14 protein-coding genes are annotated in these 23384 nt (G+C 70.1%); 8 read left to right on the top strand and 6 right to left on the bottom strand.

Annotated features, from left to right (window positions below; genetic code table 11):
• The coding region (tssI, locus tag AAG801_RS25315) for a type VI secretion system tip protein TssI/VgrG (protein WP_341890858.1) at positions 1–1055 on the bottom strand (1055 nt) is incomplete at its 3' end.
• Between the two features lie 503 nt (positions 1056–1558).
• On the opposite strand from tssI (AAG801_RS25315), the gene AAG801_RS25320 reads away from it, so the two are divergent.
• Genes AAG801_RS25320 through AAG801_RS25330 form a run of 3 tightly spaced genes read left to right on the top strand, consistent with a single transcriptional unit; the run spans position 1559 to position 10787 of the window.
• Positions 1559–3550, top strand: coding sequence for a CHAT domain-containing tetratricopeptide repeat protein (locus AAG801_RS25320; RefSeq protein ID WP_341890859.1), 1992 nt, complete (start codon positions 1559–1561; stop codon positions 3548–3550).
• 41 nt (positions 3551–3591) lie between these two features.
• Positions 3592–5313: a ShlB/FhaC/HecB family hemolysin secretion/activation protein gene (locus AAG801_RS25325; protein WP_341890860.1), complete on the top strand. Its 1722-nt coding sequence runs from the start codon at positions 3592–3594 to the stop codon at positions 5311–5313.
• 2 nt (positions 5314–5315) lie between these two features.
• Positions 5316–10787 carry a filamentous hemagglutinin N-terminal domain-containing protein gene (locus tag AAG801_RS25330; protein WP_341890861.1) on the top strand — a complete coding sequence of 1824 codons (5472 nt, stop codon included), beginning with the start codon at positions 5316–5318 and terminating at the stop codon, positions 10785–10787.
• Positions 10788–10800: 13 nt separating this feature from the next.
• Here AAG801_RS25330 and AAG801_RS25335 read toward each other — a convergent pair whose 3' ends face one another.
• Positions 10801–11667: a glycosyltransferase family 25 protein gene (locus tag AAG801_RS25335; protein WP_341890862.1), complete on the bottom strand. Its 867-nt coding sequence runs from the start codon at positions 11665–11667 to the stop codon at positions 10801–10803.
• A gap of 47 nt (positions 11668–11714) precedes the next feature.
• Between AAG801_RS25335 and AAG801_RS25340 the strand changes: the two genes are divergently transcribed.
• Positions 11715–13460: a glycosyltransferase family 2 protein gene (locus AAG801_RS25340; protein WP_341890870.1), complete on the top strand. Its 1746-nt coding sequence runs from the start codon at positions 11715–11717 to the stop codon at positions 13458–13460.
• Here AAG801_RS25340 and AAG801_RS25345 read toward each other — a convergent pair.
• The 4 genes from AAG801_RS25345 to AAG801_RS25360 form a co-directional block, all read right to left on the bottom strand.
• Entirely contained in the window at positions 13418–14197 is a 780-nt protein-coding gene (locus AAG801_RS25345) for a hypothetical protein (RefSeq protein WP_341890863.1), read from the bottom strand. The two genes, AAG801_RS25340 and AAG801_RS25345, sit on opposite strands and share 43 nt — an antisense overlap.
• Before the next feature lie 6 nt (positions 14198–14203).
• Positions 14204–16192 carry an ATP-binding protein gene (locus AAG801_RS25350; protein WP_341890864.1) on the bottom strand — a complete coding sequence of 663 codons (1989 nt, stop codon included), beginning with the start codon at positions 16190–16192 and terminating at the stop codon, positions 14204–14206.
• A complete protein-coding gene (locus AAG801_RS25355) occupies positions 16189–17199 on the bottom strand; it encodes an ABC transporter substrate binding protein (RefSeq protein WP_341890865.1) in 1011 nt (336 codons plus the stop codon). Before AAG801_RS25355 ends, AAG801_RS25350 begins: the two co-directional genes overlap by 4 nt.
• A gap of 227 nt (positions 17200–17426) precedes the next feature.
• The gene (locus AAG801_RS25360) at positions 17427–19331 is read right to left on the bottom strand and encodes a hybrid sensor histidine kinase/response regulator (RefSeq protein ID WP_341890866.1); all 1905 of its coding nucleotides are present in this window, start codon (positions 19329–19331) and stop codon (positions 17427–17429) included.
• A 164-nt stretch (positions 19332–19495) separates the two neighbouring features.
• Between AAG801_RS25360 and phnD (AAG801_RS25365) the strand changes: the two genes are divergently transcribed.
• The 4 genes from phnD (AAG801_RS25365) to tssI (AAG801_RS25380) form a co-directional block, all read left to right on the top strand.
• Positions 19496–20536, top strand: coding sequence for a phosphate/phosphite/phosphonate ABC transporter substrate-binding protein (gene phnD, locus AAG801_RS25365; protein WP_341890867.1), 1041 nt, complete (start codon positions 19496–19498; stop codon positions 20534–20536).
• Between the two features lie 11 nt (positions 20537–20547).
• Positions 20548–21561: a phosphate/phosphite/phosphonate ABC transporter substrate-binding protein gene (gene phnD / locus AAG801_RS25370; protein WP_341890871.1), complete on the top strand. Its 1014-nt coding sequence runs from the start codon at positions 20548–20550 to the stop codon at positions 21559–21561.
• A 263-nt stretch (positions 21562–21824) separates the two neighbouring features.
• Entirely contained in the window at positions 21825–22202 is a 378-nt protein-coding gene (locus AAG801_RS25375; RefSeq protein ID WP_341890868.1) for a DUF2628 domain-containing protein, read from the top strand.
• A gap of 130 nt (positions 22203–22332) precedes the next feature.
• A partial coding sequence (gene tssI / locus AAG801_RS25380) for a type VI secretion system tip protein TssI/VgrG (protein WP_341890869.1) occupies positions 22333–23384 on the top strand: 1052 nt, incomplete at its 3' end.

The raw sequence follows: 23384 nt of genomic DNA on the forward strand, positions 1-23384 counted from the left end.
AGGAGGCGGGTGTCCAGAATCAAGTACGCGGCATTGGCCGATTCCCTGGGGTGCTTCTTCAGCTGGAAGGTGCATCCAGGCACCATACCCCGCAGGTTGCCGCTGGCCTGGGCCCGGGCGCCGTGGGTGCGCAGTGCCTGCATGCGCAGAAGGGAGAGCAAGCGGCCTTCGCCGTGGGGATCGGTGCCTGCATCAGCCCCCGCATTGGGCTGGGCGTAGTGGCTGCCCCCGGCTTCGGATGCATGCCACTGGTAGACCTCACCCTCGGCCTGCCCGGTGGGGCGTGGGTCAGTTCGAGAAATACTCAGGTCAGCCCTTGGCCGGGTGTAGTCGTAGTCCCGGGTCGCGTACTTCCCACTCGTGAGTTGATGGGCAGGCACGAAGCTGTGGATGTACTCGGCATCGATCTTCCAGCCGGGGGCGTGGTACTCAACCTGCTGGTACAGCGCGTCGCCAGCCGCATAGGCGCCCATGGCATCCGAGAGCACCAAACGGTGTTTTCCGTCCGAATGCTCGAAGTGGTAGCTGATGCCCCATTCCTGGCACAGGCGGACAAAGAACGCGAAGTCGCTCTCGTTGAACTGGGTCTGGTAGTCGCGCAGCGGGTAGTGCTCGATCAGGCGCTTGTCGACAGGGAAGGCGTAGCTCGAGAGCAGTGCGTCCAGGATCTGAACGACGCTGAGGTTCTGGAAGATCCTGCAGTCGGTGCGCAGGGTGGCCAGATGCAGCCAGGGGCGAAGGGTGAGCTTGTACTGGACGTGGCGGCCTTCTTCGCCCCACAGGGCCGCATCGGTGATCAGTGCGTTGATCTGGCGAGGGGGAGAACCATCGAGTTCGATCTCGCAGCTGATCTCGCGGCCGATGAAAGCATCGAGGTCGAAGTCAGCGCCAGAAGAGACGCCGGACAGACCCAGCACATCCGGGGTCTTGAGGAACAGCTCGTAGGCAAAGAGGCCGTTCAGCCCCTCATGCCCTGACAGCCGCACAGGCTCCAGCGCGGGGCGACCAAGAACAACAGGGATCGCGGCAGAAGAAACAGACAGCGTGCGCGGCATCGACGACTTCCTTGGGAGGAAAACAGGTCGCGCAGTTTGCGAGCCGCATCGCGATCACACTGATAACAATGGTCATTCCAGCCAACCCCACGTCTTGCGCAATCAACGCGGATGCGCAATAGGTGACGGACTTGGCATTTGATCTTTCTCCCGGCGAGACAAGCCGCTAGTCCATTCGCGCTAGACCGTCTTGCGAATAGGCGAGGTGAACACCCGCTCCTAGACTTTCCCTCGAGGCCTGAACGGCGCGCACTCCCGCGGCGTCGAGCGTTCGCGGCAGCGAGTGCATGGGTCGAGGGGGTTCAATGGCGTGGTTTTCGAGTTGGGGATGTACGCATCCGGCGCGTCGCCGTGCCGGTCTCGCCGGTGCGGTCGGCCTGGTGGGTGTCTTGCTACTGGGCCCCGGTGGTCCTTCAGCCCTGGCGCAACGACTCGCGCCAGCACCACCTGCGGCGCCCGCTGCTTCAGCGGGCGGCCCGAATGCCGAGGCTGCGGCCGACCGGATGGCGCAGGCGCGCCTGGCCGACACCGACACGCTGCTGGCGCTGACCAGCGAAGGCGCGGTGCTCTACGGGCAGGACGCGGTCAAGCTCTCGGGCTATCAGTACTGCAGCCAGGCGGTCGCATTGGCCGAGGCGGGTGAGTTCCGCCAGAGCGTGCGCGCCGCGAGCAAGGCGCTGCACCTGGCCAACGCCACCAGCGACCCGAACCTGCGCGCCGTGGCCAACCGCGACCTGGCGATCGTCTACAGCTACTCGGGCCAGCTCGAAAAGGCCGAGGAGTTCGCACGCGAAGCGCTGCGCCACACCGCGCGTGACCCGAAGCTGGTGGTCGGCCCGGTGCAGAAAGTGATCGGCGACGTGCGCACGCGGCGCGGCGATTTCGCCGGCGCGGTGCTCAGCTACGACGAGGCACTGGCCAACAGCTCGCCGCGTTATGCGCCGCTGGTGCAGGCTTCGCTCGTCAACGCCCTCATCGAATCGGGTGACGCAGCGCGCGCGCGCCAGGTGCTCGGCGGCATGGCCGAGCCGCGCGAAGCGCCGCTGGCCGCGCAGCTCGAACGCACGCGCGCCCGCTTGCTGCTGGCTGAGAACAAGCCGGCCGAGGCGCGCGACAAGTACCGCGCGCTCACCACGCGCCAGGTCGGCACCGACACCGCCTACTACCGGCTCTGGGCCTGGGACGGCGTGGCGCGCAGCGAACTCGCGCTGGGCCAGAAGCAGGCCGCGGCCGATGCTGCGGGCCGCGCGCTCGCCGACGTCGACCAGGTGCGCGCGCGCTTTCGCAGCGAAGAAGTGAAGATGGGCCTGTTCTCCGACCTGCAGTCGGTGTTCGAGCGCGGCGTGGCGGTGTACAGCGAAGCGGGCGATCCGACGCGGGCCTTCGAGGTGAGCGAGCACAGCCGCTCGCGTGCGCTGCTCGATGCGGTGCGCGGCCGCGCGAAGCTCAGCGAGTCGTCGGCCGGCATGGTCGGCGTGGCCGCGCTGCAGCGCACGCTGGCGCCCGACGAGCGCGTGGTGCAGTTCCACGCGCTGCCCGACCGCCTGATGGTCTGGGTCGTGGGGCCGGACAGCATCACCGAGAAGCGTATCGGCGTGAAGCGCGAGGAACTCACCGAACTCGTCGAGACCTTCCGCAATTCGATCGTGCGTGGCCGCCGCGCCGCCATCACCAACGCCGACAAGCTGGGTGCTGCACTGCTTGGCCCGCTGGGCCTGGTGTCGGGGCAGCGCGTGGTGGTGGTGCCGCACGGGCCGCTGCACTACCTGCCGTTCCAGGCGCTGCGCCTGGACGGCCGCTACCTCATCGAGACGCACCCGGTGTCGGTGGCGCCGTCGATCAGCATCGCGGTGCAGCTGGCGCAGCGCACGCCGCGCGTGAATGCGTCGCTCACGGCCTTCGGCAATCCGCGCATCGAAGACAAGTACGACCTGCCCGGCGCCGAGACCGAGGTGAAGCAGCTCGCGCAGCTGTTCCCGCGAAACACCGTGTTCATGGGCGCCGCCGCCACCAAGACGCAGTTCCGCGACGTGGCCTCGCGCTCGCCGCTGATGCACGTGGCGGCGCACGCCGAGGCCGACGAGGTCGATCCGCTGTACTCGCGCATCCTGCTGGCCAACGAGGGCGGCAAGCAGAACTTTCTCGAAGCGCACGAGATCCTCGCGATGCCGATGGAAGGCACGGCGCTGGTCACGCTCTCGGCCTGCGAGTCGGGCCTGGGGCGCATCGCGCAGGGCGACGAGGTGCTGGGCTTCACGCGCTCGTTCCTCTCGGCCGGCAGCTCCAGCCTCATCGCCTCGCTGTGGCCTGTGTCGGACGACGCCACCGCCGTGCTCATGGGCACGCTCTACGGCGAACTCGCCAAGGGCCGCGACATCCAGAAGGCCATGCAGGCCGGACAGCTGGCCGTGCTGAAGGACCCCAAGATGTCTCACCCCTTCTTCTGGGCGCCGTTCAACCTGATCGGCAACTGGCGCCTCACGGTGGGAGGCTGACTATGCCTTCGCCACGCCCCCTCTTGCAAAGAAGCACTGCCATGGCCCCTGCGATCCGCCTTCGTCCACGGCCGACGCCGGTCGCTCTCGCCGCCATGGCGCTCGTCGGTGCCACGTTGTGGATCGCCATGCCCCGCGCCCATGCGCAGGAAGCCACCACGCTGCTCCCCACCAAGGACCCGTGCGGCAGCTGCGACCGCCCCGTCGCACAGGCGCCCGGCGCCGTCGCCCCGCAAACCCTGCCCGCGCCGCCCCGGCCCGCCGCGGGCGCGGGCAGCTTCAAGCTCACCGACCTGCGCCTGAACGGCGTGAAGGCGCTGAGCAACGACGAGCTGCAGACCATCACCGCGCCCTACATCGGCCGCGACGTCACGCTCGGCGACCTCGAAGGGCTCGCGCAGGCGATCACCACGCGCTACAAGGAGCGCGGCTACTTCCTCGCGCAGGCCGTCGTGCCGGTGCAGACCGTGCGCGACGGCGTCGTCGAGATCAGCATCATCGAAGGCCGGCTCGGCAAGGTCGAGGTGCTGGTGGCGCCCGAAGCGCCGATCAGCGAGGCGCGCGTGCGCGGCTTCCTGGCGGCGCTGCAGCCGGGCGAGGCCGTGAACGCACCGGCTTACGAGCGCGCGATGCTGCTGCTGTCGGACCAGCCCGGCCTCAAGGTGTCGTCGAGCCTGCAGGAAGGCGCGCAGGCGGGCACCACCGATCTGTCGGTCGAGGTCGAGGCCGGCTCGCGCTGGGCCTTCTCGGCCGAGGCCGACAACCACGGCACCAAGGAGGCGGGGCGCTACCGCGTGGGCGGCACGGCGCGCTGGCTCAGCCCCTTCGGCATCGGCGACAACCTCGATGCGCGCGTGCTGCTGTCCAACAGCAACGCGCTGCAGTACGGCCGCGTGTCCTACGAGGCGCCGCTGGGCACCAGCGGCCTGCGCGGCGGCATCGGCATCTCGCGCGTGAGCTACGACCTGGGCGGCCAGTTCGTCGACCTCGACGCGCGCGGCCGTGCCGACGTGCTCGACGTGTCGCTCAACTACCCGCTGATCCGCCAGCGCCAGCAGAACCTGTTCCTGCGCCTCACGGCCGACGTGAAAGATCTCACCGACGAGCTGCGCGGCGTCGACTTCACAGCAAAGAAGCGCGTGCAGGGCTTCGGCATCGGCTGGGCCTGGGAGCGGCGCGACGAGGTGCTGGGCGGCGGCTATTGGGCCAGCTCGGGCACGCTGTACCACGGCGACCTGTCGATCCGCGATCCGCAGAGTTTCCAGTCCGACCAGCAGTTCGGCGGACGCCACACCGAAGGCGGCTTCACCAAGCTGAGCTTCCAGGTATCGCGCCTGCAGGCCATCGTGCCGCGCCATTCGCTGTACTTCTCGGTCGGCGGCCAGTGGGCCAGCAAGAACCTCGACGCGTCTGAAAAGCTCGCGCTCGGCGGCGCACGCGCGGTGCGCGCCTACCCCTCGGGCGAACTGCTGGTGGACCAGGGCCTGATCGGCACCTTCGAATACCGCTGGGCCGCCACCGACGAGGTCACGCCCTACCTGTTCTACGACGCGGCACGCGGAAAGATCGCGCGCCATCCCTCGCCCTTCGACGGCGAGAACTCCCACAGCCTGCGCGGCTACGGCATCGGCCTGAGCTGGTCGCGCCCGGGCAACTTCTCGATCAACGCCACACTCGCCTGGCGCGCCGGCACACCGCCCGCGCAGACCGACGGCGGCGGGCGAAATCCGCGGCTGTACGTGCAGCTGCAAAAGGCGTTCTGACCATGAAGCCACGCAACTTCCAACCCCGGCTGACGCTGCGCCCGCTGGCGCTCGCTATCGCCTGCATGGGCCTGGCGCCGGCGCTGGCCCAGACCATCCTGCCGAGCTTCGGACCGGGCGGCTACACCACGCAGGGCAGCGTGGGCGTGGCGGGTTCGACCACCGCATCGCCGCTGGGCGGACAGGCGCTGGCGATCTCGCAGGCGTCGCTGCGCGCGATCATCAACTGGAACGCCTTCTCCATCGGTGCCAAGGACGCGGTCAACATCAACCAGTCGATGGGGGCGTCCAGCATCCTGCTCAACCGCGTGATGGGCAACGAGCTCTCGACCATCGCCGGCCAGCTCACGGCCAACGGGCGCGTGTTCCTCGTCAACCCGAACGGCGTGGTATTCAGCCAGGGCGCACAGGTCAATGTGGGCGGCCTGGTGGCCTCCACGCTGGCCTTGAGCACCCTCGACAACGCCTTCCTCGAAGGCAGCACCCAGCTCACTTTCGAACGGCCCGACGGCAATACCAAGGCCGTGAGCAACGCCGGCGTGCTCACCGCCGTCGGCGGCCCCGTGGTGCTGATGGGCGCGGAAGTGACCAACACCGGAAGCATCACCGCCAACCGCGGCACCGTCGCGCTGGCCTCGGGCCGCAAGATCAGTTTCGACCTGGGCAACGACGGGCTCACCAACCTCGTGGTCGCGGCCGATGCCATGGCCACGAGTGCCAAGGTGGTCAACGCCGCGGGCGCCACCTTGCAGGCCGACGGCGGGCGCGTGATGCTCGTCGGCAGCTCCAACACGGCGGGCGAGCTGGTGGTGAACCAGTCGGGCACGGTGCGCGCGCGCACGCTGGAGAACGTCAACGGCGAGATCGTGCTCGGCGCGGGCCGCGACAACCGCATCGAGATGAACGGCGGCCTGCTCGATGCCACCGGCGCAGGCGCGGGCCAGCGCGGCGGCAACATCCGCATCGCGGCCGGCCAGGTGCGCATCGAAGGCACCGGCGGCGGCGACCAGCGCGCGGTGATCGATGCCAGCGGCCAGGCCGGCGGCGGCAACGTGTCGGTGCATGGCTACGACGTGGCGCTGTCGTCCACGTCGGTGCTGCGCGCCGACGCCACCACGGGCGGCGCGGGCGGCACCATCACCACGGCCAGCGCCAAGGGCCAGGCCCTGGTGGGCGAGGCCGACGCGGCGCCCGAGCGTGAGTCGCGGCTGCAGGCCTACGGCGAGATGACCGCGCGCGGCGCGGGCGCCGGCAAGGGCGGCGCGATCTCGAACGAGGCCGACGCGGTGCGCGTGCAGACCGTACGCGTCGATGCGGGCGGCGGCGCGCAAGGCGGCGCCAACGGCAGCTGGACGGTGAGCGCGAAGCAGTCGGACCTCGGCATCGTCGAGGCCGTCAACGTGCCGGTGTACGGCAGCAAATTGCCGGCCTTCACCGGTGGCTCTGTGAGCGCCGGCAGCGTCGGCGACACGCTGGGCCGCGGCACCGACGTGACGCTGGCGAGCGGGCGCACCGGCCTCGGCGCGGGTGTGACCTTTGCGCCCGGTGTGCAGGTCATCAAGAGCGAAGGCGGCACGGCGCGGCTGCGCGTCGATTCGGCCGGCGGCATCGTGATGAACGAGGGCTCGGCCATCACATCGCAGCAAGGCGCGCTGCACGTCGACTTCAACGCCGATTCCACCGGCCTCGTCGCCACCAACGCGAAGAACATCAACAACGCCAGCGGCAACCCGTCCGCCGAGAGCGACTACGCCGGCGCGATCGTGCTGACCGGCGCGACCATCGCGGCCAACGGCGGCGACGTGCGTTTCTTCGGGCAGGGCGACGCGCAGAACGGCCGCGCCATCGGCGGCATCGTCCCGCTCGGCGGCGACACCGGCGCCTACGTGTGGCGCGACGGCGTGACGCTGACGGGCAGCAAGGTCACGACCGGCGGGGACGGCCGCGTGACGATGCGCGGCCAGGGCCGCACCTGGATCGACGATCAGGACAACAGCGACTTTGTCTTTCGCGGCAGCAACGGCGTGTCGATCACGGGCGGCACGGTCGAAGCCGGCGCCGGCGGCCTGCAGCTCGACGGCCTCGCGGGCTACGGGCGCAGCGGCGTGGCCATCGGCAGCGGCGCGGTGCTGAAGTCCGTGGGCGACATCGGCATCCTGGGCCAGGGGCCGACCTGGACGTCCAACATCGGCGGGGCCGCGGTGAGCGCCAGCACGGCGGTCGTCATCGACGACGCCACCGTGGCGAGCGAGCGCAACGTGCGCATCGAAGGCCAGGGCGCCAACCTCGACGGCCTGCGCACCGACACGGGCTTTGCGGCGGGGAACATGTCCGCCGGCGGCGGCAACGGCGTCGCCATCCGGGGCGAGGTCTCGGCCGGCGCGGGCGGGCGCATCGACGTGATCGGCCACGCGGGCAGCGAAGGCTTCAGCGCCACGCTCGGCAGCCCCGACATCATCATCACGCCCTCGACCACGCCCACCTACGGCGTGGCCGTCACGGTCGACGCCGAACGGCCGACGGCGCTGCGCACCGACGGCGGCACCATCGCCATCGATGCCCAGGGCACCGACATCTCGATGCGCCTGGTCACCTCCTTCTCCGGCGTGGGCACCAACGTCGGCACGCTGGCCTCGGTGGCCAGCGACAGCGGCAAGGGCGGCAGCATCTCGGTGCAAGGACGCAACGTGCTGATCGATGGCGCCACGAATTTCGACGGCTCGCCCGCGGTGGCGCGCCTCGATGCCAGCGGTGCGACCGGCGGCGGCAGCATCGACATCGCGGCCAGCAACGCCATCGCCATCGGAAAGAACACCAGCCTCGAAGCCAATGTCGGTGCGGGCACGGGCAACGGCGGCAGCGTGAAGGTGGTGGCGACCGAGACGCTGCGCGCCTACGGCCAGCTGTCGGCGCGCGGCGGCACGGCCGGCGGCAACGGCGGACGCATCGAAACCTCGGCCGGGCGCTTCGACCTGCGCGGTGCACGCGTCGATGCCTCCGCGACTGTGGGTACGGCGGGCCAGTGGTTCATCGACCCCTTCGACCTCACCATCAGCCACGGCACGACCGGCGGCACGCTGCCCACCAATCCGTACGACGCGCTCGCCAACTCCACCATCGAGGACGGCGACATCAACACCGCGCTCAACGGCGGCACCAGCGTGCGGATTTCCACGGGCACCGGCACGGGCGGCAGCGGCGTCATCACGCTCGAACCCGATGTAGACATCAACTACACCGGCTCGAAGGGGCCGCTCACGCTCCAGTTGGACGCCGCCAGCGGCATCCAGACGCGAACCACGGGCACCACCATCCGCGCGACCGGCGGCGACGACCTGAACGTGGTGCTGAACGCCGGCGTCAACCCCGACGGCACGCCGTCGGGCAACAGCGGCTTCATCGACTTCGGGGGCAACATCCTCACGCAGGGCGGCAGCGTGACGATGAACGCGGTGGGCACGGGCACGCCGGGCAGCGGCTTCATCCGGCTGAACGGCGGGCAGGTCATCACCGACGGCGGCAACGTGTCGCTGCTCAGCGGCCAGCCCGGCGCGCCCACCGGCACCGTGATCCTCACGCAGGACGTGCAGGTCGACACGCGCGTCGGCCAGAGCGACGCGGGCGCGGGCGGCAACGTGCGCATCGAAGGCGGCGACGTGCTGCTGCAGGGCGCGCGCATCGCCAGCGCCACCGGCAACGTCGACATCCGCGGCACCTCGACCACGTGGGACAGCGGCGTGGTCATCACCAGCGGCCAGATCGGGCCGAGCACCATAAGCACCACCAGCGGCGACGTCACGGTGCAGGGCGTGGCGCGGCGCCAGGCCTCGTCGACCTTCGCGGCGGCGCACGGCGTGCTCATCAACGGCGGCAGCAGCATCACCACCGGCAGCGGCGACATCACGCTGCGCGGCTACAACTTCAACAACGACCCCTCGGCGCCGGCCGCCACCGAAGACAGCGGCGTGCGGCTGGAAGACGGCGCGCAGCTTGTCACCACGGGCGGCGGCAACATCGAGGTCACGGGCCGGTCGCAGAACGGCGGGCGCGGCGTCGTGCTGCAGGCCGGCGGTGCGCCGACCGCACCGGGCGCGCTGCCCGGCATCCGCAGCAGCGGCAATGTGCTGCTGCGCGCGAGCAACGATGGCAGCGGCGACTCGATCGTGATCGAAGCGCCGGTCGTCGCGGCCGGCACCATCGACCTGCGCCCGGGCGGGGTCGATGTGAACATGACCACATCGGACGACACGGCCACGCCCATCGTGCTGGGTGGCGCGACGGTCAACGGCTTCTCGGTGTCGGGTGCGGAATTCGCGCAGCTGTCGGCGCCGACCATCGTCGCGGGCAGCACCACGCATGCCGCGAACATCACGGTGGCGGGCGCACTCTCGACCCCGGGCGCGCTCACCTTGCAGAACGAAGGCGGTGGCGGCGGCATTGCGCTCAACGCGCCGGTCTCAGCCGCGACGCTGGGTCTGCTGTCGGGCGGCAACGTGAGCCAGTCGGGTGCGGGTGCGATCACGGCGGGCACGCTGCTCGCGCGCTCGCGCAACGGCAGCGTCGACTTGCGCAACCCGGCCAACGACGTGGCCACGGTCGGCGGCGGCGCAGCCGGCGGCTTTGCCTACGTGGACGCCAACGCGGTCACGATCGGGCCGGTGTCGGTCACGGGCTTCGACGCGGCGGGCAACCTGCCGCAGGTCACGTCGGCCGATTCGATGGCTGCGAACACCGTGTTCGTGCGCACGCTGAGCGGCGACCTCACGCTCGGTGCGCCGGTCAGCAGCACCAGCGGCACCGACCTCGTGGCGGCGGCGCGCTTCCAGAATCCGGGCGGCTACGGCATCTCGGGCGCGCTGTGGCGCGTGTGGGCCGACACCTGGGTCGGTGAAACGCGCGGCGGCCTGGCCGGCTCGGGCCCGTTGCCGAACTTCTATCACTGCGCCTACCTGGGCCTGTGCACCGTGACCGTGACGCCGGGCGACAACCACTTCATCTATGCGCAGCAGCCGACGGCCACGGTGGTGATCGCCGACGCGTCGCGCACGGTGGGGGCGCCCAACCCGTTCTTCATCTACAGCCTCACGGGCCTGATCCTCGGCGACACCGGCGCGGGCTTCAGCGGCTCGATGTTCTCTGCAGCGCTGCCGGGCAGCCCGACGGGCTTGTACCCGATCAACGGCACCTTCACCTCGGCCGAGGGCTACGCGGTGCGCGTGGTGCCGGGCCAGTTGCGCGTGAGCGGCCTGCCGTTGCTGCCGTCGGTGGACGTGGTGCGCGAGCCGCTGACCTCGTACCTGTACGACAGGAACATCGGCCAGGCGCCGATCTGCCTGGCCACCGGCCCGCTCGACGGCGACCGCGCACAGCAGGGCGCCGACGTGCTGGCGCGCGAATGGTCGCGCGTGCGCTCGCGGCCCAACCTGCTGAGCTGCGTGAACACCGAGCGGCGCAACGGCTGTTCGGACTTTTGAGATTGAAGGCGTGTCAGCGCGGCGCGTGATCGCGGGCCGTGAGCACGAAGAGCTGCGCCATCAGGTCCGCGAGCAGCTGCAGCTGCGGGTCGTCGGTGAGCGGTGCGTGCCGCCACGCGGCGACCTGCGCGTCGAGGCCGTCGAGCGGACCCGCGAAGAACAAGCGCCGCAGCGCGCCCCCCAGCACATCGTGCGCCGCCGATTCCGACGGGCTGCCGAGGGTGCTGTCCGCATGGCTGCCCCATGCCGGCGTGGCGAGGAAGGGCGAGAGCACCGTGCCTTGCAGGCGGCCGTCGCGCAAGAAGCTGCCCAGCGTCAGGTCGTACGGTTGCAGTGGGCCGTGCTTGATCGCTTCCTGCAGCAACGTGGGCAGAACGCGCAGGCCCTTCGGCGTCACGAGGTAGGCGACCGCGCCCCAGTTGTAGAGCGTGCGCGCGTCGAGGAAGTCGATGCCCGTCAGCGCATGGCGCGGGGCGCCGCTGCCTTGTGGCGGCAGTCGCTTCTGCAGGCTCTGCCAGAGCGCGAGCAGGTGCTGCGTCGAGGTCACGGGCTGGCATTCGAGGAACGCGATGTCGCAGCCCTCGGCGTCGAGCTGTGCGAGCGCGCCGCTGCGCAGCACGGCCGGCAGGGCTTCGCTGAGCTGCGCGTCGTCTTCGAGCACCAGCAGCGCTTCACCGGGTTTCGCGCGGGCGAGGGCTTCGGTGTGCGAGAGAAAGCAGGCGCGCTCGCCGGGCGTGATCGGCGCTTGGCTGGGCGCGAGTGTCTTCGCATCGGTGGCGGCCAGGCACCTTACACCCGTCAGCCCGAGCCGCTGCAGCTGCGCGTCCATTGCGGCGCGGCGATCGATGCTTCGCTCGAGGTTGATGTAGCAGCCTTGCATGGGTGTCTCCGGTGCTTCATCGCTGAAGGAGCGATGCAGTGAACATCATGACGTCGGAAGGTGGGGGAGCTGAGACGGGCCGTCCGTGGCTCAGCGTCGTGCTGCCTTTCTACCGCAAGCTTGCCGACTTCGAGCGGGTGCTGCCGATGAATGCGGGGTATTGGGCGCGGCCGGGCATCGAGGTGGTGCTCGCGCTCGACGAACCCGGCGAGGAAGGGGGTGTGCTGGCGCTGGTCGCGCGCTTTCCTCAGATCCGCTGGAAGGTGCTCGTTAACGACGTCGCGCATGCATGGCGCCCACCGTGCAAGGCCATCAACGCCGGCGTGCGCTGCAGCGCGGGGCGTTTCGTGCTGGTTCATTCGCCCGAGTCCGCCTATGCGGGCGATGCGCCGGCCGTGCTGCTGCAGGCGGCGATGGGACACGCGCGCGGTGTCGCGGTCGGCCGCGTCGGCTTCGCGCGCTTCGACGAACTCACGGACACGCTCGACGTCGCCTTCGCGCGCCAGGTGCCGCCCGAGCTGCTGCTGCAGACCTTCTACGGCTCGCTGTGCTGTGCGCGCGAAGCCTTCGATGCGGTGCACGGCTACGACGAATCGTTTGAAGAGTGGGGCGGCGACGACGACAACCTGCGCGTCCGCCTCGAGATGGCGGGCTGGCAGCTGCTGGCTTGCCCGGATGCGCATCTGCTGCACCTGTCGGACGAGACGCGCACGGGCGGCGAACAGTTCGATCGCGACGTCGACTGGATCAGAAGTACGCCGCATGAGGCGCGCGCGGGCAATGCCGAATGGGGCCGCGACTTCCATCGCATTGCGCGTGACGACGGCGCCGGCGCATGGTCTGCCGAAGCACCGACCTGGCTGGTCAATGCGCCCGTGGTGCCGATGGGGTCGCGCCGCCAGTGCGAGGTCTGCGCGCGCCTGCTGCATCACGAGGCCAGCGCCTTCTATTGCCCGTCGTGCACGAACCCGCCGATCGCGCCGCGTCTCACGTCGCGGCTGCGCATCGTCTGCGTGCTGCAGGTGCGCAACGAAGCGCGCTACCTGCCCGGCTGTCTCGACCACCTGCGCGGCCATGTGGACGGCATCGTCGCGCTCGACGACGGCTCGACCGACAGCACCGCCGACATCCTGCGGCGCGAGCCGATGCTGCTGGAGCTGCTGTCGAACCCGCCGCGCGACGACGGCGCGCACGTCTGGCACGAGAACGAGAACAAGCGCCGCCTGCTCGAAGCGGCACGCCGCCATGGCGCGGGCTGGGTGCTGGTGTGCGATGCCGACGAGCGCTACGAACAGCTGTTCCTGAACCACCTACACGCCACCGTCGATTCGCTGCCCGACCACCAGCTCGCCAGCCTGTCGCTCGTGTCCTGCGAGCTCTGGAACTCGGCCGATGCCTGGCGCACCGACGGCCCGTGGGGACGCAAGTCGCGCGCACGGCTGTTCCGGTTGCCGCAGCAGATTTCGCTCGACCAGAGCCCCACGCTGCACGGCACATGGCTGCCCGACGACACGCAGCGCCACGGCCTGATGTTCTACAGCCGTTATCGGCTTTATCACCTGAAGAGCATCCGGCACGCAGACCGCGTGGCGCGGCGCGACCTCTACACGCGGCTCGATCCGGCGCGGCAGTTCCAGGCCATCGGCTACGACTACCTCGCGGAAGAAGGTCCGGGCCTGGAGCTGGTGCGCATCGCGCCAGACCGCGACTACGACCGCACAACGTTGCCGCCCGACCTGCAAGAACCGGCTCAGCCGCCCAACCCCAGCGTCCTCGCGAAGTCGCCGCGGTAGGTACGCAGGCCCTGGTGCGACAGCTGCGAGCGTGTGTCGACATGCACGCGTCCGCCGATCGACTGCCAGCGGCGGCAGAAACCGTAGTCCTCGCTGAGGTAGCGCCCGTTGTTCGGCTCGGCGAACACGTCGAAGAAACGGTAGTGCGGCCGCGCCGCAACGACCGGGTCGTCCATGCGGTCGGGCGTGTAGCGCAACTCGGGCAGCGCCTGCGCCATCTGCTCGAGCACGTGGCGCGCGATCAGCATGAAGCCGGTGGGCGCATCGAGCACTTCGAGAAAGCCGTCGGCGTCGACATGCGCGGCCGCGTCGTTCACATTGACCGGAAACGCCGCATGCAGTGCCTCGAAGTCGGCGCGCGTGGCGCCGGCCGGCAGTGGAGCGCGCAGGCCGCCTTCGGGCCAGCCGTCGCTCTTGTGCGGGTACACACCGGCCACCACGTCGCGCCCCGCGCCGAGCAGCCGCAGCGCAGCCTCGGGCTCGAAGCCGATGTCGGCGTCGATCCAGAACAGGTGCGTCCAGCGTGTGTCGGCCAGGAACTCGGCGGCCAGCCGGTTGCGTGCGCGCGTGACGAGGCTGTCGCCGTCGAGAAAGCGCGTCTGCATCGCGAAGCCGTGGGTCCACGCGAGGTTGACGAGGCCGAGCAGGCTGCGCACGCACTCGGTGCCGACCGCGCCGCTGTGGCACGGAGTGGCGACGAAGGGGCGGACGTCTTTCAGGTCGACGGCGTTGGGCATGCAGGTTCAGGCGCCGGGCGCGTGGCGTCGCGTGGTGAGCAGTGCGCGCAGCTTGGCCGGCGCCACCGGTTTGGTCAACAGCGTCACGCCGCCGTGGCGCAGCCGCTGCAGCACCTCGGGCCCGGTGGCGCCCGAGACCAGCACGGCGAGCGCATCGGGCTGCAGGCGACGGGCGGCGTCGATCACTTCCACGCCGTCGGCGTCGCCGGCCAGTTGCAGGTCGCACAGCACGGCGTCGTAGACGATGTCGCCGGTGCCCAGCCGCGCCAGCGCCTCGGCGCCGGTGGTGACGCATTCGACCTCGCAGCCCCATTGCGTGAGCAGCGCGTGCGTGCCGTCGAGGATGGCGGGGTCGTCGTCCACCACGAGGCAGCGCAAGCCGGCCAGCGGCGCGAGTGCGACCGGGGCGGGCTCGGGCGGCGCGAGGTCGGCCTTGCGCGCGGGGGGCAGCGTGAACGCGAAGGTGCTGCCGGCCTGCAATGCCGAGCGCACGGTGATGCGGGTGCCGAGCAGGGTGGCGATGCGCGCGCAGATCGCCAGGCCCAGGCCGAAGCCGCGGCGCCGGTCGCGCTCGGTGTTGGCCACCTGGTAGAACTCTTCGAAGATGCGGCCCTGGTGGATGGGCGCGATGCCCACGCCGTTGTCGCGCACCTCGATGCGCACGCCGGCCCGGCTGCGCCGCGCGGCGACCAGCACGGTGCCGCCTTCGGGCGCGTGGCGCAGCGCATTGGCCACGAGGTTGCCGACGATGCGCTGCACCATCGCCGCGTCGCTGCGCACCGCCAGGCCGCGGTCGCGCCAGTGCAACCGCACCTGCGCGGCGCTGGCGGCGGGGGCGTGCTGCGCATCGAGCTGGTCGAACAGTACGGCCAGCGAGACGCGGCTGATGGCGGGCGTGAGGACCTGTGCATCGAGGCGCGAGATTTCGAGCAGGTCGTCGAGCAGCACGCCCATGAAGCCGGTGCTCTCCTGCAGCCGCAGCACGGCGGGGCGCTGCGCCTCGGTGGCGCTGGGCAGCAGGCCGTCGATGAACAGGCCCATGGCATGCAGCGGCTGGCGCAGGTCGTGGCTCGCGGCGGCCAGGAAGCGCGCGCGCGACAGCGCGGCCTGCTCGGCCTCGGCCATGCGCTGCAGCGCGACGGCGGTGGCGTCGCGCACGCGCTCCTCGCTCACCTGGCGGTTGTATTGCAGGCGCTCGGCGAGGCGGTCGATGTCGTGTGCGAGCACGGCCAGTTCGTGCGTGCCGCGCGTGCCGCCTTCGACCACGCCGCAGCGCACCTCGAAGTGGCCGGCCTCCAGCGCCGCCACCGTGCGCGACACGCGCCGCAGCGGCCGCGCCACCGTGCGTGCCATGTGGCGCACCGACGCCCAGGCCGCCAGCAGCGCGACCAGTGCGATGCCGATGCCGGCAATGAGCGAGCGGCTGCGCTCGTGCGTGTAGGCGGTGGTGTCGCGGAAGGTCTGCACCAGCCCGATGGGCGTGTCGCCCGCGGTGGTGGAGCCGGCCGGCGCGAAGGCGTTGGCGCGCGAGGCTTCGCGCAAGGTGACGGGCGCGCTGAACATGCGCAGCTGCGCGAGCGATTCGTTCTTCGGCCCGGCCGTGACGTACACGCCTGCGCTGTTGCTGATCTCCACGCGCGTCACCTGTCCGCCGCGCAGCGCCGCCGAGGCCACGTTCTGCAGCGCCGGCAGGTCGCCTGCGTACAGGCTCAGGTCGGACATCGCCGCCACCTGCCTGGCGACGGCCTGACCTTCGGCGTCGAAGGCGGCTTCGAGCGTCTGCAGGCGGTTGTGCGTGAACCAGCCGGTGAGCGCCAGCGCCACCGCCGCGCAGGGCACGACGCCCAGGCGGAACAGGTCGCGCTGCAGGTTGCCGCGCACGACGAGCGAAGTGGTGGCCGGTGGCGGGGGAGGCGGTGGCGATTCGGTCGCCGTGGCCGCTCCCGCCGCCGTCGGGTGGGACAGCGGGCTCGGGGGGACCGGCGTGGTGTTCATCGCGGCGCTGCGAGTCGTTCGGTCAGCTCTCGTTCCTCCGGCGGACGCAGGCCGAGCCCGCGTGCCACGGTCGCGTTGATGCGCACGGTGGCCGGCGTGGCCGCCTCCACGAGCGGGCTGCTGCTGCCGGCACTTCCGGCGCTGGCCACCTTCTGCCCGAGCTGGCGTGCCTGCTGGGCCAGCTGGCCGGGCGTGGAGACCGCCGCCGCCAGGCCGCCCGAGCGCACCAGCCCTTCGCTGGCACCGAACACCGGCAGGCCCGCGCCGGCGCCCGCATGCAGCACCGAGAGCGTGGCAGCCTGGCTGTCGCCGATCAGGTCGGGCAGCACCATGAGGGCGTCGCTGCGCGGCACGAGGGCGCGCAGCGCGGCGGCCAGCGAGCGGGCGTCGGGCGCGATCTCGACCTGCAGGTCCCAGGGCGGGTTGGTGTTCTGCGCGGCGCGCTGCAGCTCGCGCACCAGCGGTTCGGATTCGGGCGTGGCGATGACGCCCAGGCGGCGCTTCTGCGGCAGCACGGCGTTCACCAGCGCGAGCTGGTCGGCCATGGCCGGGTCGCGCAGCAGCACGCCCACGCGGCGGTCGCCGCGCCGCAGGGCGGCCGGGCTGGCGGCCTTCAGGGTCTCGTAGTCGAGCCGGCTCAGCATCGCGAGCACCAGCGGCTCCGCACTGGGACGCTCGAGGGCGGCGCGCGCGGCGGCGGTGCCCACTGCCACGGTGAGGCCCGCATCGCCGGCGGTGCGCAGGCTGCGCGTGCGCACGCCGGTGTTGGCCGCAGGCTCGGTGTCGGTGCTGACGGGCTCCGCAGCCGTGGCGCCGGGCCCGATGCGCACGAGTTCGAATTTGCCGGCGGCCGACTGGTCAGTGCGCAGTTGCTGCACGAACTCCGCCGACGCGGCCTGGTCGTCGCCGACGAGCACCGTCAGCGTGGCCGCCGATGCAACGCGCGGCGCGGCGGCAAAGCACAGCACGAGGCCGCAGGCCAGCAGGGCGTGGACAGCGCGGTGCACTCTTCCGAAGAAAAGCGGAATGGGGAGGTTCTCAGCGACGGACATGGACTGCTTTGTGCAGCGAGGGGCAATGGTCCAATGTAAGGACGCGCCCTGTTTCCCGCGATAAGGCGGAGGGCTTATGCCCGCGTGCGCGACGGCCTGCGCGTGTGAGGAAGATCACACCGCGGCGGCTGCTTGGTCTATGTCCGACGCACTACCCCGCGCCTACCGGCAAGGTACCGTGGTCAGAGGCCTGCGGCCATCGTCAGCGCGGCGGCGCGCTGCGCCTGGATCGCCTGGCGCAGCACGCGCGGCGACACTGGCTTGTAGAGCACGGCGATGCCGGCGGCGGCCACCTCGCGCAAGCGGTCGGGCTTGGTCTCGCCAGTGACCAGCAGGCGCGCGGTGCCGGCGCCGATGCCGTTCGGGTGGCGCTCGAGCGCGGCGATCACGTCGAGGCCGTTGTCGCCGCCCTGCAGCAGCAGGTCGCTCACCACGACGTCGGGCGGCGTGTCCCAGTGGTCGGCCAGCGCCAGCGCCTCGGCGCGGGTCTGCGCGGCCAGCACCGTGGCGCCCCAGTTGCCGAGCACCACGCTCAGGCCTTCGAGGATCGTGCGCTCGTCGTCGATCACGAGGATGCGCAGGTCCGCCAGGCTGTCGCTGTTGTCGTCGACGGTTGTGGCGAGCGTGGGCGTCGGTGCCACCGGCGCCGGCAGCGCGGCGGGCGCGGCGCGCACCTGCACGCGCACGCAGGTGCCCTTGTGCAGGCGCGAGCTGAGCTCGACCCGCGTGTTCAGCAGCTCGGCCAGCCGCTGCACCGTGGCCAGCCCCAGGCCCATGCCGCGCGCGCCGCCGGGCACGTTGCTGCGGCTGGCCGGCTCGACCTGGTAGAACTCTTCGAACACCCGCGCCTGGTGCTGCGCGGCAATGCCCACGCCGGTGTCGACCACGTCGATGCGCACGCCCTTGCCGCGTGCGCGCGCCCCGATCAGCACGCCGCCCTCGACCGTGTGGCGCAGCGAGTTCGACACCAGGTTGTTCAGGATGCGCGACAGCATCACGTAGTCGCAGCGCACCCACAGCTCGGTCTTGCGCACCACCAGCCGCAGGCCCTGCTGCTCGGCCACGGGGCGGAAGTTGCGGCTGATCTCGTCGAACAGGCTGTCGAGTGGAAAGTCGGCCCACTGCGGCTGCAGCACGCCGGCGTCGAGCTGCGACAGGTTGAGCAGCTCCGAGAACAGCCGGTCGAGCGAATCGACGCACTCGCGGATGTGGCCGATGCGCTGCAGTTTCACCGGATCGGTCTCGCCGTTGGCCAGCCCGTCGGAGAACAGCGTGAGCGCATGCAGCGGCTGGCGCAGGTCGTGGCTGGCGGCGGCCAGCAGCCGCGTCTTGGCCTGGCTGGCCACTTCGAGCAACTGGTTCTTGCGCGCCAGCTCGGCCGTGGCCTCGTTGATGCGGCTTTGCAGCAGCCGGTGGCTCTCGGCGAGCGCGCGCGCCGCCTGGTTGAAACCGTGCTGCAGATGGCGCACCTCCGAGGTGCCTTCGATGGCCACGCTGGCGGCCTCGCCCGCGCCGAGCCGGTCGACCGCCTCGCCCAGCGCGCGGATCGGCTCGCTGATGCGGCGCGCCGCCCACCAGCCCGCCAGCCCCACGCCCAGCAGGCTCACGGCCAGCACCAGCGCCACGTTGAGCCACACCGCGCGGCGTGCGCTGCGCACCGCATCGAGGCCAATCTCGACCATCACCTTGCCGGTGTGCCGGCCGTCGTCGCTGACGATCGGCACCACCACCTGCAGGCCCTCGCCACGGCGGCGGTCGACGGTTTCGGAATTGGCGACGATCTCGCCGTCCTCGGTCCAGATCTGCACCTGCTGCACATGGGGCTGGTAGGTGCCCGTCTGCGCGGTGCGCGCCAGCGCGCGGCGGTCCATGCGCGACAGCGGCGCCTGCGCCACCGTGGCCACCTGCAGGGCGACGGTCTGCGCGTTGGCGCGCATCAGCTCGGTGAGGTTGCCCAGGTGCTGGCGTGTGAGCACCGCAATGGCCACCAGCGTGGCCGCCGTGGCCGGCAGCAGCGCCAGCAGGATCAGCTGCTGGGCGAAGGTGAGGCGGGCCAGCCCGCGCAGGAGGCGGAAGTTCCAGTTCATGAAGGCCTTGAGCACATGGGGGGCGAGCTTAGGGCCGCGGCCTCGAACAGGGAAGACCGGAAAAACATCACGAGAAAGACTCGCATTTGGGATGTAATGGCGTCCGCGTCGCCCATGTCAGACCCCGCCGGCTCGCCGCGGGCCCCGTGTCTTCCGCTCCTCCCATGCACGCCTTCTTGCGTCGTTTCGGCAATTTCCTCGACACCGGCCGCCGTGCCGCCCTGGCCTTGGCCGTGGGGCTGTTGCCGCTGCTGGCGGCCGCGCAGGCCCCTCCCGCAGCGGACGCCCCCGTGCGCTTCGGCATCCTGCCGCTGGGCGGTGCCTTCGAGTCGCGCAGCGACTGGGACCCGCTGCTGGCCGAACTCAGCCGCGCCATCCAGCGGCCGGTGAGCGTGCTCTCCGTCAATTCGTACGAAGCGCTGGAGCACGCCATCCAGCGCGGCGAAGTCGACATGGCGTTCCTCTCGGGAAAGATGGCGCTCGATGCCGTCACCCAGCAGCGCATGAAGGTCGTGGCCCAGGTCGTGCGGCACGACGGCCTGCCCGGCTACCGCGGGCTGCTGCTCACGCGCAAGGCGCCGCCCTTCAACACCTTGAAGGAACTGATCGACCAGCCCGAGCGCTGGCGCATCGCGCGCGGCGAGCGGCAGTCGGTGTCGGGCTTCATCGTGCCGCAGCTGCAGTTCTTCTTGCCGAACCACATCGTCATGGAGACGCGCTTCCTCAGCGAGGTCGTCGGCACGCACCAGGCCAACGCGCTGGCCGTGGCCAACAACGAGGCCGACGTGGCCACCAACAACTCGGCCGATTTCGAGCGCTTCAAGCTGCGCTTTCCCGCTGAGGCGCAGCGGCTGCAGGTGCTGTGGGAGTCGGAGCTGATCCCGCACGCGCAGATCGTCGTGCGCCGCGAATACCCGCCCGATCTGCGCATCCGCGTGCAGGCCTTCCTGGTCGCCTACGGCCGCGGCAAGGGGCCGCGCGGCGACGCCGAGCGCGTGGTGCTCAAGTCGCTGCACGACCTCGCGGGCTTCGTCGCCGCCAACAACACGTCGCTGCTGCCCGCCGCCAAGCTGGCCTATCAGCTCGCGCTGCAGAACGCGAAGACCGCGCAGTGGGTCAACGATGCCGCGCGGCAGGCGCGTCTGCAGCGGCTGGAGACCGGCTACGCCGGCCAGCTCGCCGTGCTGAAGGATGTGAGCCCTTGAACCGCCGCACGATGCTCGCGCTGGCCGTGTCGTCGCTGATGGCGCCGTGGACGGCCGGCGCGCAGCCGGCGCCCTCCGCCAAGGGCGCACCCGTGATCAAGGAGGTGCGCTTCGGCGTGCTGCCACTGGGCGGCACCGTCGAGTCGCGCGCCTTGTGGACCCCGCTCATGGCCGACATGAGCCGCGCGCTGGGCCTGCCCGTCAGCGCGTACTCGGTGCCGTCGTACGAAGAGCTCGACCGCGCCATCGGCCGCGACGAAATCGACATGGCCTTTCTCTCGGCCAAGATGGCGCTCGACGCTGTCATGCAACGGCGCATGAAAGTGGTGGCGCAGATCGCGCGGCGCGACGGCATGCCCGAACACCGCGCCGTGCTGCTCGCGCGCAAAGTCGGGCCGCTCCACACGCTCGAAGGCCTGCTGGCCCAGCCCGAACGCTGGCGGCTCGCGCGCGGCGACAGCCGATCGGTCACCGGCTTCGTCGTGCCGCAGAGCCAGCTCTTTCTGCCGAACCAGATCGAGATGGAGACGCGCTTTCGCAGCGAGTTCGTCGGCACGCATCAAGCGACCGCGCTGGCCGTCGCGAATGGCGACGCCGATGTCGCCACCAACAACACCACCGATTTCGAACGCTTCCGCCAGCAGTTCCCGGTCGAGGCCGCGCGGCTGCAGGTGATCTGGGAATCAGAGCCGCCGCCTGGCGCACCGATGGTGGTGCGGCGCGACTACCCGCCGGAGTTTCAGGCGAAGTTGCAGGGCTTTCTGGTCGGCTATGGCAAAGGCAAAGGGACGCGTGCGGACGCCGAGCGTGAAGTGTTGAAGGATCTGCGCGCAGCGTACGGGTATGTCGCGGCGGACGACAGCGCCCTGCTGCCGGAAGCCAAGCTCGAGTACCAGCTGGGGCGCCAGCGCGCGCTGTCGGCAGCGTGGGTCAACGATGCGGCGCGCGAGCAGCGGTTGCAGCGCATCGAGAAGGCGTATGCGGCGCAGGTGGAGGCGCTGAAGGCGTCGAGCGCATCCCGCTGAGGCGCGGCCAGCGCAGGCCGTGCCCATGACAAATCGCTCGCTTCGCGCGGGTTTCTGAACACAGGTCGCGGCGGGCGACCATTGTTGTCAATGCAAACGCGTGGTGGCTTCCACACTGCGCGACCTCGTTCCGTGTGAAGGCTGCTGCTGTCGAAGGCGTTCTTGCGAACGGTTTTGTGCGTTGCTCGCTGCGCGTCGGAGAGAGGACGGGGCGAGAGCCCACATCTGACAACAACGATCTCTATCGGGAAGGCAGTTATGCAATGAAGACCTACAAGATATTCAAAGACCGCCTCGGCGGTGTGCAGGCCATCAAGGACGGATGGAGCTGGCCGGGTTTTTTCTTCGGGGCCTTCTGGGCTCTCTACCACCGCATGTGGTGGGTGGGACTGGGCTTTCTGGGCGTGGTGACGCTCATCGTCTTCGCAGAAGACGCCATCGGAACGGAGGCTGCGAGTGGGGTGATCAACGTGTTCTCTCTCATCGTGTCAGTGGGGTTCGGCATCGGTGGCAACGCCTTGCGCGTGGGACAACAGATTCGCAAGGGCTACGAGGAGATCGCGGTGGTGCAAGCCGCCAATGTGGAGATGGCGCTGATTCAAGGGCATGCGGCAGTTGCAACGAAACCCGAGATGCGCTGAGAAGAATCGTGCGGCATGACAAATCCCACGCATGGTGAAGGAGGTGCGTGGAGTTTGACCATTGTTATCAGTGTGATCGTGATGCGGCTCGCAAACTGCGCGACCTGTTTTCCTCCCAAGGAAGTCGTCGATGCCGCGCACGCTGTCTGTTTCTTCTGCCGCGATCCCTGTTGTTCTTGGTCAGCCTGCACTGGAGCCCGTGCGGCTGTCGGGGCATGAGGGGCTCAATGGCCTGTTTGCCTACGAGCTGTTCCTCAAGACCCCGGATGTGCTGGGTCTGTCCGGCGTCTCTTCTTCTGCGGACTTCGACCTGGATGCCTTCATAGGCCGAGAGATCAGCTGCGAGATCGAACTCGATGGCTCTTCCCCTCGCCAGCTCAACGCCCTGATCACCGACGCGGCCCTGTGGGGCGAAGAAGGCCGCCACGTCCAGTACAAGCTCACCCTTCGCCCCTGGCTGCACCTGGCCACCCTGCGCACCGACTGCAGGATCTTCCAGAACCTCAGCGTCGTTCAGATCCTGGACGCACTGCTCTCAGGCTACGCCTTCCCCGTGGACAAGCGCCTGATCGAGCACTACCCGGTGCGCGACTACCAGACCCAGTTCAACGAGAGCGACTTCGCCTTCTTCTGTCGCCTGTGCCAGGAATGGGGCATCAGCTATCACTTCGAGCATTCGGATGGGAAGCACCGCCTGGTGCTCTCGGATGCCATGGGGGCCTATGCAGCAGGCGATGCCCTGTACCAGCAGGTCGAATACCACGCCCCGGGCTGGAAGATCGATGCCGAGTACATCCACAGCTTTGTGCCCGCCCATCAACTCACCAGTGGGAAGTACGCGACTCGGGACTACGACTACACCCGGCCCAAGGCGGATCTGAGTGTCTCCAGAAGTGATCCACGCCCCACGGGGCAGGCCGACGGTGAGGTCTACCAGTGGCACGCAGGAGCGGGGAGCAGCCACTACGCCCAGCCCAATGCGGGGGCCGATACAAGCACCGACCCTCACAGCGAAGGCCGTCTGCTCTCCCTGCTGCGCATGCAGGCACTGCGCACCCACGGCGCCCGGGCCCAGGCCAGCGGCAACCTGCGGGGTATGGTGCCTGGATGCACCTTCCAGCTGAAGAAGCACCCCAGGGAATCGGCCAATGCCGCGTACTTGATTCTGGACACCCGCCTCCT

The sequence above is a fragment of the Variovorax sp. YR752 genome, from assembly GCF_943372545.1.

Excerpts from the sequence above, each read along its gene's own strand:
- AAG801_RS25325 (WP_341890860.1), top strand. The coding sequence starts at position 3,592 with ATGGCCCCTGCGATCCGCCTTCGTCCACGGCCGACGCCGGTCGCTCTC.
- AAG801_RS25330 (WP_341890861.1), top strand. The coding sequence starts at position 5,316 with ATGAAGCCACGCAACTTCCAACCCCGGCTGACGCTGCGCCCGCTGGCG.
- AAG801_RS25350 (WP_341890864.1), bottom strand. The coding sequence starts at position 16,192 with ATGAACACCACGCCGGTCCCCCCGAGCCCGCTGTCCCACCCGACGGCG.
- AAG801_RS25335 (WP_341890862.1), bottom strand. The coding sequence starts at position 11,667 with ATGCAAGGCTGCTACATCAACCTCGAGCGAAGCATCGATCGCCGCGCC.
- phnD (WP_341890871.1), top strand. The coding sequence starts at position 20,548 with ATGCTCGCGCTGGCCGTGTCGTCGCTGATGGCGCCGTGGACGGCCGGC.
- AAG801_RS25340 (WP_341890870.1), top strand. The coding sequence starts at position 11,715 with ATGACGTCGGAAGGTGGGGGAGCTGAGACGGGCCGTCCGTGGCTCAGC.
- AAG801_RS25345 (WP_341890863.1), bottom strand. The coding sequence starts at position 14,197 with ATGCCCAACGCCGTCGACCTGAAAGACGTCCGCCCCTTCGTCGCCACT.
- AAG801_RS25375 (WP_341890868.1), top strand. The coding sequence starts at position 21,825 with ATGAAGACCTACAAGATATTCAAAGACCGCCTCGGCGGTGTGCAGGCC.
- AAG801_RS25320 (WP_341890859.1), top strand. The coding sequence starts at position 1,559 with ATGGCGCAGGCGCGCCTGGCCGACACCGACACGCTGCTGGCGCTGACC.
- phnD (WP_341890867.1), top strand. The coding sequence starts at position 19,496 with ATGCACGCCTTCTTGCGTCGTTTCGGCAATTTCCTCGACACCGGCCGC.
- AAG801_RS25360 (WP_341890866.1), bottom strand. The coding sequence starts at position 19,331 with ATGAACTGGAACTTCCGCCTCCTGCGCGGGCTGGCCCGCCTCACCTTC.